Annotated in this window: 10 protein-coding genes; 5 read left to right on the top strand and 5 right to left on the bottom strand. The window is 57.2% G+C overall.

The genetic code is table 11. The features are described from left to right. Positions 1-292 precede the first annotated feature (292 nt). From QEP11_RS11735 to QEP11_RS11720, 4 genes are all read right to left on the bottom strand, one after another. Complete coding sequence (locus QEP11_RS11735) at positions 293-601, bottom strand: hypothetical protein (protein ID WP_284336826.1); 309 nt, start codon at positions 599-601, stop codon at positions 293-295. Further along, on the bottom strand, positions 601-2,670 hold the full coding sequence (metG, locus tag QEP11_RS11730; protein WP_284336825.1) for a methionine--tRNA ligase: 2,070 nt from the start codon (positions 2,668-2,670) through the stop codon (positions 601-603). The genes QEP11_RS11735 and metG overlap by 1 nt, the downstream gene beginning before the upstream one ends. Before the next feature lie 105 nt (positions 2,671-2,775). Then, positions 2,776-4,551, bottom strand: coding sequence for a bifunctional diguanylate cyclase/phosphodiesterase (locus tag QEP11_RS11725; protein WP_284336824.1), 1,776 nt, complete (start codon positions 4,549-4,551; stop codon positions 2,776-2,778). A gap of 218 nt (positions 4,552-4,769) precedes the next feature. After that, the gene (locus QEP11_RS11720) at positions 4,770-5,354 is read right to left on the bottom strand and encodes a restriction endonuclease (protein WP_284336823.1); all 585 of its coding nucleotides are present in this window, start codon (positions 5,352-5,354) and stop codon (positions 4,770-4,772) included. Between the two features lie 135 nt (positions 5,355-5,489). On the opposite strand from QEP11_RS11720, the gene apbC reads away from it, so the two are divergent. Then, complete coding sequence (gene apbC / locus QEP11_RS11715) at positions 5,490-6,584, top strand: iron-sulfur cluster carrier protein ApbC (RefSeq protein ID WP_284336822.1); 1,095 nt, start codon at positions 5,490-5,492, stop codon at positions 6,582-6,584. A 215-nt stretch (positions 6,585-6,799) separates the two neighbouring features. Continuing rightward, positions 6,800-9,304 carry a penicillin-binding protein 1A gene (locus QEP11_RS11710; RefSeq protein WP_284337027.1) on the top strand — a complete coding sequence of 835 codons (2,505 nt, stop codon included), beginning with the start codon at positions 6,800-6,802 and terminating at the stop codon, positions 9,302-9,304. Positions 9,305-9,389: 85 nt separating this feature from the next. Here QEP11_RS11710 and QEP11_RS11705 read toward each other — a convergent pair whose 3' ends face one another. Beyond that, entirely contained in the window at positions 9,390-11,048 is a 1,659-nt protein-coding gene (locus QEP11_RS11705) for an L-lactate permease (protein ID WP_284336821.1), read from the bottom strand. Positions 11,049-11,250: 202 nt separating this feature from the next. On the opposite strand from QEP11_RS11705, the gene QEP11_RS11700 reads away from it, so the two are divergent. From QEP11_RS11700 to QEP11_RS11690, 3 genes are all read left to right on the top strand, one after another. Beyond that, a complete protein-coding gene (locus QEP11_RS11700) occupies positions 11,251-13,770 on the top strand; it encodes an ABC transporter permease (RefSeq protein WP_284336820.1) in 2,520 nt (839 codons plus the stop codon). 183 nt (positions 13,771-13,953) lie between these two features. Further along, a complete protein-coding gene (locus QEP11_RS11695) occupies positions 13,954-14,337 on the top strand; it encodes a TraR/DksA family transcriptional regulator (RefSeq protein ID WP_284336819.1) in 384 nt (127 codons plus the stop codon). A gap of 93 nt (positions 14,338-14,430) precedes the next feature. Further along, positions 14,431-14,835, top strand: a complete 405-nt coding sequence (locus tag QEP11_RS11690) for a group II truncated hemoglobin (protein WP_284336818.1) — start codon at positions 14,431-14,433, stop codon at positions 14,833-14,835. Positions 14,836-14,894: the final 59 nt, after the last annotated feature.

Raw genomic sequence — 14,894 nt, 5'->3', positions numbered from 1 at the left:
CTGGCGGCAGTCACGTGCCAGCACAGCAGATAGAGCGCCGGATTCTAGGGAGCAGGTTGCAACAGCTGGTTAGAAGCATCTGCACCATGCATATAAGCCGCATTTTTCAGCACGATGGTCAGTGTTCCTGGTCGTTGTGTGTTGCCCAGCAAAAGTAGTGAAAAATCAAAAAAAAGGAGCGCTCTAGCAATAATGCACGGTAGTCACAAATGAAAAAGCTTGGTGACATGTTCATGCCACCAAGCTTTGATTGCCTGTGATTACGATATGTTGGGCATCGCAAAAGGAGATGTTATTCTGATGAGCGGTGGCTGGTATCTGCTGCGCTGTCAAGTTGTGGGTAGCTTGTCTGCTCAGCGGCATCCATGTCTTTATCTTTGCCTTCTTCGTCCTCGTCGTCATCAGACATGGCATCGACTGCGGCACCCACGCCTTTGCCCACGATTTTGACCGTGCCTACAGCGGCATCCACTGCCAGGCCAGCCACAGAAGCGGCGGCGCCGACCACGGTGTAGGTGATGCAGCCGGTGAGCAACAGGCATGAGAATGTCCCTGCGGCAATCAGACGCAAAGGCAGGCTGGATATATAAGCGCTGCGCATCAGCCAATACGCATGCCGGGCTGGGCACCCGGGAAAGGCTCCAGCACATAGATGCCGGGTACTGCCTTTTCGTCGGCATGGCTGGCAGCCAGAACCATGCCTTCGGAGATACCGAATTTCATCTTGCGTGGTGCCAGATTGGCCACCAGCACCGTCAGCTTGCCTTCGAGTTGCTCTGGTGTGTACATGCTGGCAATGCCAGAGAACACATTGCGTGTCCTGCCTTCTCCAGCATCCAATGTCAGCTGCAGCAGCTTGGTGGAGCCTTCCACGGCCTTGCACTCGACGATCTTGGCGATGCGCAGGTCAATCTTGGCAAAGTCGTCAATCGTGATGGTGGGGGCAATTTCTTCGCCACCGGGTTTCACGGCTTCGGCCACGGGGGCGGCTGGGGGCTCAAACAGAGCGTCCAGCTGCTCGATCACCACACGCTGCATCAGGTGTTCGTATTTGCCAATGCTGTGGCCTGCACCCAGCAGGCTGTCGGCATCGGCAAATTGCAGGGCAGTCACGTTCAGGAAGGCTTCAACCTGTGTGGCCACAGCAGGCAGCAGGGGCTTGAGGTAGATGGTCAGCAGGCGGAAGGCTTCAATACAGGTGGAGCACACATCTTGCAGGCGTGCGTCCATGCCTTCCTGCCTGGCCAGCTCCCAGGGCTTGTTAGCGTCCACATAGCTGTTGACTTTATCGCACAACAGCATGATTTCACGCGCAGCACGGGCGGTATCGCGGTTTTCATAGGCAGCCACGATGGCATCCTTTTGCTCACGCAGTGCTGCCAGCAGCGTCTGTCCGTCTTCGGAGATTGTGCCCAGCTTGCCTTCAAAGCGCTTGGCAATAAAGCCTGCTGCACGGCTGGCGATGTTGACGTACTTGCCGATCAGGTCGGAGTTCACACGCAGCATGAAGTCTTCTGCGGTGAAGTCGATGTCTTCGTTCTTGCCATTGAGCTTGGCGCCGAGGTAGTAACGCAGCCACTCGGGGTTCATCTTCAGCGCAAGATACTTCAGCGGGTCCAGACCGGTGCCACGGCTCTTGCTCATCTTCTCGCCGTTGTTCACAGTGAGGAAGCCGTGCACGCAGATTTTGGTAGGCGTCTTGCGGCCACTGAACTTCAGCATGGCAGGCCAGAACAGCGTGTGGAAGGTCACGATGTCCTTGCCGATGAAGTGATACTGTTCCAGGTCGGGATTGGTCATGTAAGCGTCGAAATCTTCGCCGCGCTTGTTCAAAAGGTTCTTCAGCGAAGCCAGGTAGCCGACAGGCGCATCCAGCCACACATAGAAGTACTTGCCGGGTGCATCAGGAATCTCAATGCCGAAGTAGGGCGCGTCACGGCTGATGTCCCAATCGTCCAGTCCTTCGCTGGTGCTGCCATCGGGGTTGGTGCGCACGCCAAACCATTCCTTGACCTTGGCAGCCACTTCGGGCTGTACGTGCTTGCCGTTTTGCGTCCATTCCTTGAGGAACTCCACGGCACGTGGGTCCGACAGTTTGAAGAAGAAGTGCTCGGAGGAGCGCAGCTCAGGCTTGGCGCCGGACAAGGCTGAGAACGGGTTGATCAAATCAGTGGGCGCATACACGGCGCCGCAGGATTCGCAGTTATCGCCGTACTGATCCTTGGCGTGGCACTTGGGGCACTCGCCCTTGATGAAGCGGTCGGGCAGGAACATGTTCTTCTCAGGGTCAAAGAACTGTTCGATGGTGCGGGTCTCGATGAAGCCCGCGGCTTTAAGGTCGAGGTAGATTTGCTTGGACAGCTCGTGGTTCTCGGGGCTGTCGGTATTGCTCCAGTTGTCAAAAGCAATGTGAAAGCCGTCAAGGTACTGTTTGCGGCCAGCTGCAATGTCAGCCACGAACTGCTGAGGTGTCTTGCCCGCTTTTTCGGCAGCAATCATGATCGGCGCGCCGTGAGCATCGTCCGCACCCACGAAATTCACCTGGTTGCCCTGCATTCGCTGCGCACGCACCCAGGTGTCGGCCTGGATGTATTCCATGATGTGGCCGATGTGGAAGTTGCCGTTGGCATACGGCAGTGCGGTGGTAGCGAAAATCTTGCGTTGGGACATGAGGCTCTTCTCGTAAGCTATGGAAAGCAACCGTCCATTTTAAAGCGCTGGCCCAGCCAAGCAGCAAAAGCGGGTTTGCGTGCGTGTTTGCTATTGTTTTTGTGGCTATTCGCGCTGATATGAAAAAGGTTTCTTGCCTTTTTGCGCATACATCTGCTGATCGGCATGTTTGAGCAAGCCCTGCACGTCCTGTGCATCCTGCGGAAACAGTGCAATACCGATGCTGGCGCCAACAGATACTTGTGTGTCCTCTGGAATGCCGCGCAATGTGGTCAGCGGGGCGCTGATCAAAGCCTCGAGTTCGGTGCATACGTCTTGGGCTGCCCCCATGTTGTCCACTCCATGCAGGACCACCACAAACTCATCACCTCCCAGGCGTGCGACGAGGTCTTCGCCACCAAGGTGATGGCGCATGCGCTGTGCCACTTCTATCAATGCCAGATCGCCGTTGTCATGACCCCACCGGTCATTCAAAGGTTTGAAGTGGTTCAGGTCAATGAATAGCAGTGCAAATAGCGTTGGTGAAGGTGCCGTATGCGCTTGCACAATCCAGCTCCCCAGCATGTGCTGCAAAGCGCTGCGGTTGGCAACACCGGTCAGCCTATCGGTAAACAATGCGTGGCGCATGCTGTTGAAGTTGCGGGCCAGCTCTCCCACTTCATCATTGCGCTGAATTTCAAATGGTGTGCTGATGTCTCCATGGCCTACGCGCTGCAAGGTGTGGGAAAGGCTACGCAAGTCACCAGCAAGGCGACCAAAAAGATGCATGCCAATGAGCAACGCCAGCAGCAGGCTGAACGCGCCCACCAATATCACCCATTTCACGAGATGCACAACATCGGCCAGCAGGCTGGCGCGAGGCACGGCGACCGCAGCAATCCAGTCAAGGCCTGCTCGATCGTCTACGCGTACAAAAGCCACATGGTAGGACTGACCGTCGGTGTCGCAAATCTGCAAGTTGCTTACTTGCGATAAAGAACGCTTGTCTGCATTGTTGCTTGTGGTAGAGCTGGGGTTGAAGTAGCTGCGCGTTTGCAGATAGATGCTGTGCGCCAGCGAATTGCCGCTGGAATAAGTGGTGATGCGCTCTACACGTGCCTCATCTGCCAAACGCAGATTGCTCATGCCCGATATTGCAACAAGATCGCCACTGGGCTCCACCACAAACGCCAGCCCTTGCACGCTACGGCCAATTTCATCCACTACCGCGTTGAGAGCACGCAGGGGTACGTCTGTGGCTATCACGCCCTCAAAATTACCTTGGTCGTTGAGTATGCGGCGCGCGCGGGTCAGCACAAGGTCTTGGATGCCCAGGTCGATATACACCGAGCTCCAGCTCTGTTGCTCGTTGTGCAAGGCCAGTTGAAACCAAGGGCGATTGCGCGGATCAAACATGGTGCGTTCGGTGCGCAGAAACTGTTGCTCACCATCAATGCTTGCCAAGCTGTAATAGTGGCGGTGCTGGTCACTGCTGGTACGCACACGCAATTGTGCGCTACCGTCAGGCAGGCGCTTGAGACCAACACCTTGGCCACTTACATTACCGTAGTGCACATAATCGTTGGTGAGTGGGTGCAGCGAGGTGGCTGTCCACAAACGGTTGCGCAGTGCCTGCCAGTCGCGGCGGATGTCGGAGGGGGCAGTGGTGCCACTGGGGAATGCGGCTTCCAGTACTGCCGCAGAGCCGCTGACATGGTTCTCAATCTCCTGCTGCATGCGCTGCACCATCTCTGTGAGCCTGAGGTCAGAGAGTCGAGTGACCGCTTGCGCACCAGCCCAGTACACCATAACGCTGATGACGGCAATCAATAGTGTGATGAGTGCAGCGTAAGGCAGCAGCAAACTCAACTTCAAAGAGCGCAATGGCGACAAGGCATGCATGGGAAGGCTGGTGAAGATGTGATCTTCGAAGCTAGGCTTTTTATGCCGCGGCTACCTTGATGCTTGTCAGTTTGTGTAGCCCCTCGGAGGCCTCCAGCCAAAACCGCCCATGCAAAATGCAATATGTACCAGCGTGCATGGAGGCATGCACCACTGAGCGTGCGAGCCATGGATGCATGGCAGGCGCACATTTGTGTCTAAGAAGTACTTTTCATCCTTTAAGGCTGCTTCATCAAGGGCTTTTGAAGCAGTGTGGCCAAGGTGAGACCACTGAGTACGGCGATATGCTGGGCATCCGCGAAGCGCTGAGCCGTGTCTTGCAACGGTGCAATACAGACATACGCACATTCATCGGCGTTTTGCGCTTGCATGGCCTGATGTAGTGCTCGCAAAGGCTCGACACCATGGGTGCTGGCCTTCCAGCGTTTGGCACAAACCAGCGTGGTTTTGCCGTTGCGGCGCAGTACAAAGTCCACGGCTGCATCTTTGCCGCGTGCTACTTCATAGCCTTCCACCTGCCAGGCACGCTCAAGATGATTGGCGAATTCACCCCAGTTTTTGCTGGCGGCATCTTCAAGCAATGCCTGTTGCTGCAAAGGCGTGGGTTGGTCGTACTGGCGCACAAAGGCCACAAAGCCCAAAGCCCAGAACGGCAGTGATCCCAGGATCGCCACTATCTTGTAGGGCTGGGGTACCAGCGCGGCAGCCAGCAGTGCCCAGCCTGCGCCGACGAGGAAGCTGATCCACCAGCGCGAGCGAAGCAGGATGGCAAACAGGGAATTTTCGGCCATTTTGAATTTCATGGCGGAGATCTTTCACAGGGGAAACAAGACGTATGGACGCCTCAGAAGACAAGAACCCGCACCCGACATGGGTTGATGGGCTTCGATAGACTAGATGTCTTATTTTCTCAGACCCTGCTACAAGTAAAAAGTCACATGTCCCTCACCGAACAAGGCCTCTTGGCCGCGCTGGCTAGCGTTATCGATCCTCACACCGGCACCGATTTTGTGAGCACTCGCTCCGTGCGCAACGTACAACTGAGCGGTGGAGATGTGGCATTCGATGTGGAGCTGGGCTATCCGGCCAAGAGCATCATCCCCGAGCTGCGCAAGCAACTGATTGCCGCAGCCAAGACCGTGGCCGGTGTGGAGAATGTCTCGGCCAATGTCTACACCAAGGTGCAGTCACACGCGGTGCAGCGTGGCGTGCAACTGCTGCCGGGCGTGAAGAACATCATTGCAGTGGCTTCTGGCAAGGGCGGTGTGGGCAAGTCCACGACCACGGCCAATCTGGCGCTGGCGCTGGCTGCTGAAGGCGCTCGCGTGGGTGTGCTGGATGCCGATATCTACGGCCCCAGTGTGCCCATGATGTTTGGTGTGAGTGGCAAGCCCGAGAGTACCGATGGCAAGACCATGGAGCCGCTGGAGAACTACGGCGTGCAACTGATGTCCATTGGCCTGCTGTTGAACAACCCCAACGAAGCCATGATCTGGCGCGGTCCCATGGCAACCCAGGCGCTGGAGCAAATGCTGCGCTCGACCAACTGGAAAGACCTGGACTATCTGGTGATCGATCTGCCCCCAGGAACTGGTGACATTCAGCTGACACTGAGCCAGAAGGTGCCGATGACAGGCTCCGTGATCGTGACCACGCCTCAGGACATTGCCTTGCTGGATGCGCGCAAGGGCATCAAGATGTTTGAAAAAGTTGGAGTGCCGATTTTGGGTCTGGTGGAAAACATGGCCATGCACGTGTGCAGCAACTGCGGCCACGTGGAGCATATTTTTGGACAGGATGGTGGCAAGAAGCTGGCGCAGGAGTGGAATATGGACTTCCTGGGCTCGCTGCCTCTGTCCATGCAAATTCGTGAGCAAGCGGACAGTGGCAAGCCTACCGTGGTGGCAGCACCAGACAGTGAAGCCGCGCAGATCTATAAAAAGCTGGCGCGCGATGTGGCAGTGAAGATTGCGCAGAAGGCCAAGGACTTCTCGGCCAAGTTTCCTACCATCACCATCAGCAAGAACACCTGAGGTTGGGGCGTGTTGCATAGCACGCTCAAACCCTGCTTAAAACTTAGGCAAAGTGCCCCGGTTACGCCGGGGCGTTTTTTTTGCGGCATGCTGTGCGACTTCTGTGTTGTGCAGTGCCCGTGCCACTGCCTTTGATCGTGCAAGAACAAGAGCCTGAAAATCGTCCCAACACGCAGCGTTTCTCGCGCCAGGCATGGCGCCAGCGACTGCAATCCATGCAACAGCAAGCCCGTGCAGGCGGACACAAGTTTCGCACTGTGTTGCTCAATGCTCCCCATTTGCAAACCCTGTGGCTGCGTATCGCTCCAGCGTGGCAGCGCGTGCGCGCATGGCGCTGGCAATGGCTGGTGGCACTACCAACGGCTGGATTGCTGTATGTGTTGCTGCTGGTTCCATTCACACCCAGCATCAGTGATATTCGCAAGGCCAAGCTGGAGCAGCCTGCCCAGGTGCTCTCTGCAGATGGCAAGGAACTGGCGGTGTTCAAGCGCAGCAACCGCCAATGGGTCACGCTGGATCAGGTGGCTCCAGCAGTCATCAAAGGGTTGATAGCGACCGAAGATCACCGCTTTTATGAGCACCATGGCATGGATTGGTGGCGCACAGCGGGTGCGGTCGTCCATACCTTGCGGGGAGATATGCAAGGAGGCTCTACGTTGACGCAGCAGTTGGCGCGCAATCTGTACCCGGAAGAGATTGGCCGTGCTGCCAGCTTGAATCGCAAGCTCAAAGAGGCGATCACTGCGTTCAAGATCGAGGCGCTTTACAGCAAAGACGAAATTCTGGAGACCTATCTCAATATGGTGCCCTTTCTCTACAACGCCTGGGGCATAGAGATGGCGGCGCGCACTTACTTTGACAAGCCCGCCGCCAAGCTTTCCGTGATAGAGGCTGCCACCTTGGTCGGTATGCTCAAAGGCACGAGCTACTACAACCCGGTTCGCAATCCCGAGCGTGCGGTGGCACGCCGCAATACGGTGCTGTCGCAGATGGTGAAGCGCGACGTGCTCTCGCAGGCCGAGTTTGAGCGGCTCAAACAACGCCCTCTGAGGCTGAACTTCGAGCGCCAGGAAGTGCCGACAGGCATTGCGCCGCACTTCACCCAGCAGGTTCGCAAGTGGCTGATCGACTGGGCGGACAGCGAAGGCTACAACATCTACACCGACGGACTGGTGGTGCACACCACGCTGGATGCGCGCATGCAAGCAGTGGCGAACCAGGCAGTTCGCAGTCATACCCAGTCGCTGCAGCGCATTGCCAATACCAATTGGGGAAAAAGCGATGGCTGGCATGCCGACAGCCCCTTGGTGCAAAGCCTGGTCAAAGAGAGCAAGGCCTATGCTGCATTGCGTGAGAAGGGGCAAAGCGCAAAGGAGTCCCTGCAATCCCTGCTTGCTGACAAAGCATTCATGCAGCAGCTGCGCCAGGAAAAGACGCGACTGGAGGCTGGTTTTGTAGCCATGGAACCAGAGACTGCCGCCATCCGTGCATGGGTGGGGAGCCGTGACTTTGCCCTCGATGCCTTTGACCATGTGCAGCAGGCGCGCCGGCAACCAGGCTCCACTTTCAAACCGTTCGTCTATGGCGCAGCCTTGCAAGAAGGCTTGTCTGCAGACGATGAGCGTGTGGATGAAGCCGTCGAGATCACACTGTCTGGTGGTGAGGTCTGGCGACCAACCGATGCCGGCCCTCCATCAGGCAAGTCCATGTCGTTGCGTGATGCGCTGGCATATTCCAAAAACACCGTCACGGCGCAGTTGATGGAAGAGATAGGGCCAGACAAGGTGGCGCGATTGGCTCGCAACCTGGGGGTGCGCGGCAGCCGTTTGGATGCTGTGCCTGCCTTGGCACTGGGCGCCAGCCCCGTCACCCTGCTGGAGATGACCAATGCTTACGGCAGCTTGGTGCGTGCCGGGCAGTACCGCTCACCCTGGATGATTACGCGTATTGAAGACCGCAATGGCAAGCTGCTGGCAGAGTTTGCGCCTTATGCTCCAGAGAGGGCCATGAGCGCGCAAGACAGCTATGCCCTGGTCGATATGTTGCGTGGTGTGGTGGACAAAGGCACGGGACGCAGTCTTCGTCAGCGCTTTGGCATCAAAGATGATGTGGCGGGTAAAACGGGCACGACCCAGAACAATGCCGATGGCTGGTTTATCTTGATGCACTCCAAGTTGGTGGCAGGTGCCTGGGCAGGCTTTAACGATCCCCGTATTACCCTGCGCAGCGACTACTGGGGCCAGGGCGCGCGCAGTGCGCTGCCCATGGTGGGTGATTTCACTGCGCAGGTGCTGCGCCGCAAGGACATGGATCGCCATGCGCATTTTGCAGAGCCAGAAACCTCGCAATGGTGGGCTGACTTACGAAATGGTGTGCGTGAACAGCTTGATACATGGTGGGGTGACGCGCAGCCCGCAGAATCAGACGCACGACCTGTGCAGACTCCCAAAACATTGCCACCGCAACCAGTACCGCCAGCAGTGCCAGCACCTGCGCCGGTCATTCCTATCGAACGGCAGGAGGAGGAAGTGATTGAGGAATCCGTGCCTGCATTGCCTGCACCTTCAGTGCCCTTGGACGCTCCACCGGCCGCCTTGAATGGGGATGCTTTGGATCAGTGGATGGATAACTGGTCTGAGTCGGATGCTGAACCTGCTGCTGTGACGGACTACGAGCGCGTGCCGCCTGCTGTTCTTGGGCGACCTCTCGAGACACCTTGACTCAAGCACCGGTCACAATGAAAAAGCCGCCAGTTCTGAGCAAGAACTGGCGGCTTTTTTGCGGCAACCTATGTTCGCTGGGACGTTAATTCACCATCAGGTGGAATGGCCAGACATACGCTTGCAGTGTGACGTACAGGCCCATCAGGCAAGCCAGCGCAATGGAGTGGAAGAATACATAACGCAGGATGTCGCCTTCATGGTTGAACCAGCGGGTAGCAGTTGAAGCCACGACGATGGACTGCGCATCGATCATCTTGCCCATCACGCCGCCCGAGCTGTTGGCTGCGCCCATCAGATTGGGCGAAAGCCCCAGCTGTTCTGCGGCCACTTTCTGCATGCCACCGAAGAGCACGTTGGACGCGGTGTCCGAACCTGTCAGCGCCACACCCAGCCAGCCCATCAAGGTGCCAAAGAAGGGGTAGAACATGCCGGTATTGGCAAAAGCCAGACCCAGGGTGGTGTCGCTGCCGGAGTAGCGTGACAGCGTGCCCAGCGCCAGCATCAGCACAATAGTCATCAGTGAGTAGCGCACCAACCACAGTGTCTTGAAAAAGGTGGTGACGATTCTGACCACGTTGTACTTCATGACGAAGGCGCTGACGATGGCCGACAGCAGGATGCCCGTGCCGGTGGCCGACAGAAGATTGAGTGTGTAGACAGCACCCTCCCTGGTGGGCGTAGGGACCACGGGAGGCATTTTCTCAATCATGTTATGTAGCCCATCCATGGGGAAGGCTGGTGCAAAAATTCCGTTCAGGAATGCCTTGAAAGATGGCAACCCCCAGAGGAAGACAAACACCGACAGGATGATCCAGGGTGTCCATGCAGCAATCAGTGCCGATCGGCTGTGTTTGACCACGGGCTGCGCAGGTTTGACTTCCGAGGCGCTCACATCCTTGCCGCGCAACGATGCTGATGTCCAGATCTTCTTGGGTTGCCAAACGCGCAAAAAGGCCACCAAGCAGACCATGGAGACCAAGGCTGCAATGATGTCCACCAGTTCTGGGCCTATGAAGTTGGAGACCAGGTACTGTGGAATGGCAAAAGACAGGCCGGTCACCAAAATGGCTGGCCAGATTTCCATCATGCCCTTGCGCCCTGCAAATGCCCAGATCATCCAGAAAGGAACCAGCACGGAGAAGAAGGGAAGCTGGCGACCAATCATGGCGGTGACTTCCATCAGGTCATAACCATGAACTTTTGCCAGTGTGATCACCGGTGTTCCCAGCGCACCAAATGCAACAGGGGCGGTGTTGGCAATCAATGACAAGCCAGAGGCAGCCAGTGGCGAAAAGCCCAAGCCAATCAAGATTGCCGCAGTGACTGCCACGGGCGTGCCAAAGCCTGCGGCACCTTCAAAAAAGGCGCCGAAGGAAAAGGCAATCAGCAGCAACTGTATGCGACGGTCCTGGGTGATGCCTGACAGAGAATCCTGCAGCACCTTGAAGCTGCCGTTTTGTTCGGTCAGTTGGTGCAAGAAGATGATGTTCAGCACGATCCAGCCGATCGGCAGCAAACCTGTGAGGCCACCGAACAGGGCTGCACGACCTGCCATTTCAGCGGGCATGCTGTAAACAAAGATGGCGATCAGCAAGGCCGCAATCAGGCCTGCTCCTGCTGCAAGGTGGGCCTTCATGTGCAAAAAGCCCAACCCTACCAACATGACGACGACCGGGATGGCCGCAAGCAATGTGGAAACCCACATGCTGTTCATGGGGTCATAGATCTGTTGCCAAACCATGGTGGCAGTCTCCTCGTGAATTATTGAAGTGCTGTGAAACGCAGCAATGGTGGTGACAGGCGTGAATTAGGCAAAAGGGGTTAACCCGAGGGAGCGCCTTGAGGGAAAAAATATCAAATGAATTGAAAACGTTTTCAGGACTGGAGCTGAGCGCACAGGGAGTTGGCAATCTGGGTGATTGGCATCGGTTAATGTGTGCGCTATGACGATAAGTTTTTTACAACTGGGTTGGCGCACTTTGCTGCGCGACGCACGCGCGGGGGAGTTGCGTTTGCTGTGGGTGGCAGTGACCTTGGCTGTCGCAGCGTTGTCATCGGTGGCATTTTTTGCCAACCGCCTGGAGGGTGGTCTTGAGCGTGATGCGCGCCAGCTATTGGGTGGCGATGTAGTCATTGCCAGCAACGATGGGCAGTTGCAAGAGTTTGCGGCGCAGGCACAGCAAGCTGGGCTGCGGCATGTCACCACCATGGTTTTTCCAACCATGGGGCGAGCCTCGGAAGAACGCGGGGGGCAGGCAAGACTGGTAGCACTGAAAGTCGTGGAAGACGGTTATCCCTTGCGCGGCAAGCTGCGCGTTACTGATCATGTTGAGCAAGAAGATTCCCTCACGGATCAAGTCCCTAAAGCCGGAGAAGCATGGGTGGACGCTGCGCTGCTGGCAGGTTTGGGGCTATCGGTCGGTGATAGCTTGTTGCTGGGGGATGCCAGCTTGCGTATTGGCAAGCTGATCACGGCAGAGCCGGACCGTGGCGCTGGCTTTATGAGTTTTGCCCCCCGCGTGATGATCAACCGCCAAAACCTGGATGAGACGGGGTTGGTGCAGCCCGCCAGCCGTATCACCTGGCGTCTTGCGGTGGCGGGAGAAGACGCACAGGCTGTTGCACGTTATGAAACGTGGGCCAAAACGCAGGTGGGCGAAAACGGGCGAGGAGGCCGCCGTGTGGAAACGCTGGACAGCGGCAGCCCTGAAATGCGGCGCACATTGGAGCGAGGTGAGAAGTTTCTAAGCTTGGTGGCATTGTTGGCAGCGCTGTTGTCTGCCGTAGCTGTTGCACTGGCAGCCCGCGCTTTTGCGCAGCGTCATCTGGATACTGCGGCCATGTTGCGCGTACTGGGTTTGGGGCAACGCACGATTGCGGCAGCCTATGTGCTGGAGTTCGCGCTAGTGGGCGTGCTGGCCAGTTTGCTGGGTGTGGCTTTAGGGTGGGCGGTGCACCATGGTTTTGTCTGGCTGCTATCTGGTTTGGTGGCTGAAGGTCTGCCTGCTCCCAATTTGTGGCCTATGGGTTTTGGTGTGGGTATGGGCATGACACTGCTTTTGGCTTTCGGTCTGCCGCCTGTGCTTCAGCTGGCCCAGGTGCCACCGCTACGCGTGCTGCGCCGCGATGTCGGGGCACTCAGACCTGTCTCTGCGGGAGTATTGCTGGTGGGTGTGCTGGGCTTTGCCGCTTTGCTAATGGCAGTGAGCCGTGATGCTGCCTTGGGAGGTATTGCGGTGGGTGGGTTTGCGCTGGCTGCCTTGGTGTTTGCAGGCATGGCATGGTTGGCCGTCAAGTTGCTGCGTCGCCTGGTTTCGGAGCGAACCGCTCCGCGCTGGATGATTTTGGCAACGCGTCAGCTGGCGGCGCGTCCTGGTTATGCAGTGGTACAGGTCAGCAGCTTGGCCGTGGGCCTGCTGGCCCTGGTGCTGCTGGTACTGCTGCGCACCGATCTGGTAAGTAGTTGGAGGCAGGCCACTCCGTCTGATGCGGCCAACCGCTTTGTCATCAACATCATGCCGGATCAAGCGGATGCATTTCAGGCAAATTTGCGAGCAGCGGGCGTGTTGCAATACGACTGGTATCCGATGATTCGTGGGCGGTTGGTGGAGGTCAATGGCCGCAGCATCAGCCCTGATGACTATGAGGATGGGCGCGCCAAGCGTATGGTGGACCGTGAGTTCAATTTGTCCAACTCCTCCACCCTGCCGGACAAGAACCGCGTGGTTGCCGGTCAATGGCAAGCGGGGGAGGCGGATGGCGCGAGTGTGGAGGAGGGGATTGCGAAAACCCTGAACCTCAAACTCGGAGATGCGCTGGTATTCGATGTGGGAGGCATTCGCCACAGCGCGCGCCTGACGAGTTTGCGCAAGGTGGACTGGGGCAGCATGCGCGCCAATTTCTTCATTCTCTTTCCAGTAGATGATTTGCCCGACGTGCCTGCTACCTATATGGCGGCCTATCGCGCACCGCAGCAAGCAGATTTTGACAATGCCCTGCTGCGCCAGTTTCCGAATGTGACGAATGTTGACATGGACAGCACCATCGCTCAGGTTCAGCGTGTGCTGGATCAGGTCATTCGAGCCGTGGAGTTTTTGTTTGCCTTCACTTTGGCTGCTGGTCTAGTGGTGTTGTTTGCTGCCGTGACCGCGACACGCGAAGAGCGTGCACGCGAGTACGCCATCATGCGCGCCATAGGGGCTCAAAGCAGCTTGCTGCGGCAGGTGCAACGTGCCGAGCTGGTGGGAGTGGGCCTGCTGGCGGGTTTCTTGGCCAGCGCAGTCGCCATGGTAGTGGGCTGGGCCTTGGCGCGCTGGGTGTTCGAGTTTACGTGGACAGCACCCTGGTGGGTCCCCTGCGCAGGCGGTGTGGTGGGCGCGGCTTTGGCATGGGGTGCAGGCTGGTGGGGCTTGCGTGAAGTCTTGCAGCGTCCGGTGATGGACAGCTTGCGGGCAGTCGAGTGACAGGGGCCAGGCGCAAAGAGAAGGTCTCTCATTTGCCATGCACATAGACGTATGCATGGCGCATGAGGAGTGTTCAAGCAATGGTCAAGCCATCTGCTCGAAAGATTGCGTTAACGCAGGATGACGCACTTATGCGCGGCGTTCCCATTGCCAGTACCGCCTGACTGGCGCATGCTTAAACATATGAGCACATTGAATACGAAAGATCTCAAAGCCCTGCAAGACAGCTTGCTTCAGCGTGAACAGCAATTGTTGCGCGAGATTGAGCGAGCGGCAGATGAGCAAGAGCAGCATGCCGAAGACACAGAAGATTTGCCGCGTGAGCCTGACGCGAACCAAAGTCGTGACAGCTCGGATCGTGAAGTCCGTCATGCGGAGGAAATGCGCGACCAGCAAGAGTTGCGAGATGTGCGTGCGGCGCTGCAGCGTGTTGCGGATGGCAGCTATGGTGAATGCGTGGATTGCGGCAAAGATATTGCATTGGCGCGTTTGCAGGTGTTTCCATCGGCCAAGCGCTGCATTCAATGTCAAACCCAGCACGAGGCTCACAAGCAGCGGCGCGCTTAACCCTGGCGTGGCGACCTTCGTGCCGCTGCTGGCACACTTGCAGTTTTCGTTTTCAGCCTGCGCATGCCGCAGGCTTTTGTCTTGAAGCTTGTCATGCAGATTGAAGAAAAGCCCCCTTTCGACACACCCTTTGAATGGATTGGGGGTGAAGAGCCTGTACGTCTTTTGGTTGACCGTTTTTATGACCTGATGGATCTGGAGCCCAGCTACACCGAATTGCGTGCAGCCCATGGCAGCACGCTGGAAGATGCGCGCCAGAAGCTGTTCTGGTTTTTATGCGGTTGGTTGGGGGGACCAGATTACTTTGTAGAGCGCTTTGGCCACCCGCGTCTGCGCATGCGCCATATGCCTTTCTCCATCGGCATCCTGGAGCGAGATCAATGGGTGGCTTGCATGGATCAGGCCATGCTGGAAACCCAGGTGCCTGATGCTTTGCGAGTGCGTTTGCACAACAGTTTTATGCAGACAGCAGACTGGATGCGCAACAAAGGCGTTTGAGGGTTAGCCCGTGGTGCCTTAGTATCCCTTCAACAATTCGAAGTCAGGAGGGTGTGCAC

The organism is Comamonas halotolerans (genome assembly GCF_030162935.1).
GTDB lineage: Bacteria > Pseudomonadota > Gammaproteobacteria > Burkholderiales > Burkholderiaceae_C > Comamonas > Comamonas halotolerans.
This window is presented reverse-complemented; position numbering and strand designations above follow the sequence as displayed.

Excerpts from the sequence above, each read along its gene's own strand:
- QEP11_RS11735 (WP_284336826.1), bottom strand. The coding sequence starts at position 601 with ATGCGCAGCGCTTATATATCCAGCCTGCCTTTGCGTCTGATTGCCGCA.
- metG (WP_284336825.1), bottom strand. The coding sequence starts at position 2,670 with ATGTCCCAACGCAAGATTTTCGCTACCACCGCACTGCCGTATGCCAAC.
- QEP11_RS11725 (WP_284336824.1), bottom strand. The coding sequence starts at position 4,551 with ATGCATGCCTTGTCGCCATTGCGCTCTTTGAAGTTGAGTTTGCTGCTG.
- QEP11_RS11720 (WP_284336823.1), bottom strand. The coding sequence starts at position 5,354 with ATGAAATTCAAAATGGCCGAAAATTCCCTGTTTGCCATCCTGCTTCGC.
- apbC (WP_284336822.1), top strand. The coding sequence starts at position 5,490 with ATGTCCCTCACCGAACAAGGCCTCTTGGCCGCGCTGGCTAGCGTTATC.
- QEP11_RS11710 (WP_284337027.1), top strand. The coding sequence starts at position 6,800 with ATGCAACAGCAAGCCCGTGCAGGCGGACACAAGTTTCGCACTGTGTTG.
- QEP11_RS11705 (WP_284336821.1), bottom strand. The coding sequence starts at position 11,048 with ATGGTTTGGCAACAGATCTATGACCCCATGAACAGCATGTGGGTTTCC.
- QEP11_RS11700 (WP_284336820.1), top strand. The coding sequence starts at position 11,251 with ATGACGATAAGTTTTTTACAACTGGGTTGGCGCACTTTGCTGCGCGAC.
- QEP11_RS11695 (WP_284336819.1), top strand. The coding sequence starts at position 13,954 with ATGAGCACATTGAATACGAAAGATCTCAAAGCCCTGCAAGACAGCTTG.
- QEP11_RS11690 (WP_284336818.1), top strand. The coding sequence starts at position 14,431 with ATGCAGATTGAAGAAAAGCCCCCTTTCGACACACCCTTTGAATGGATT.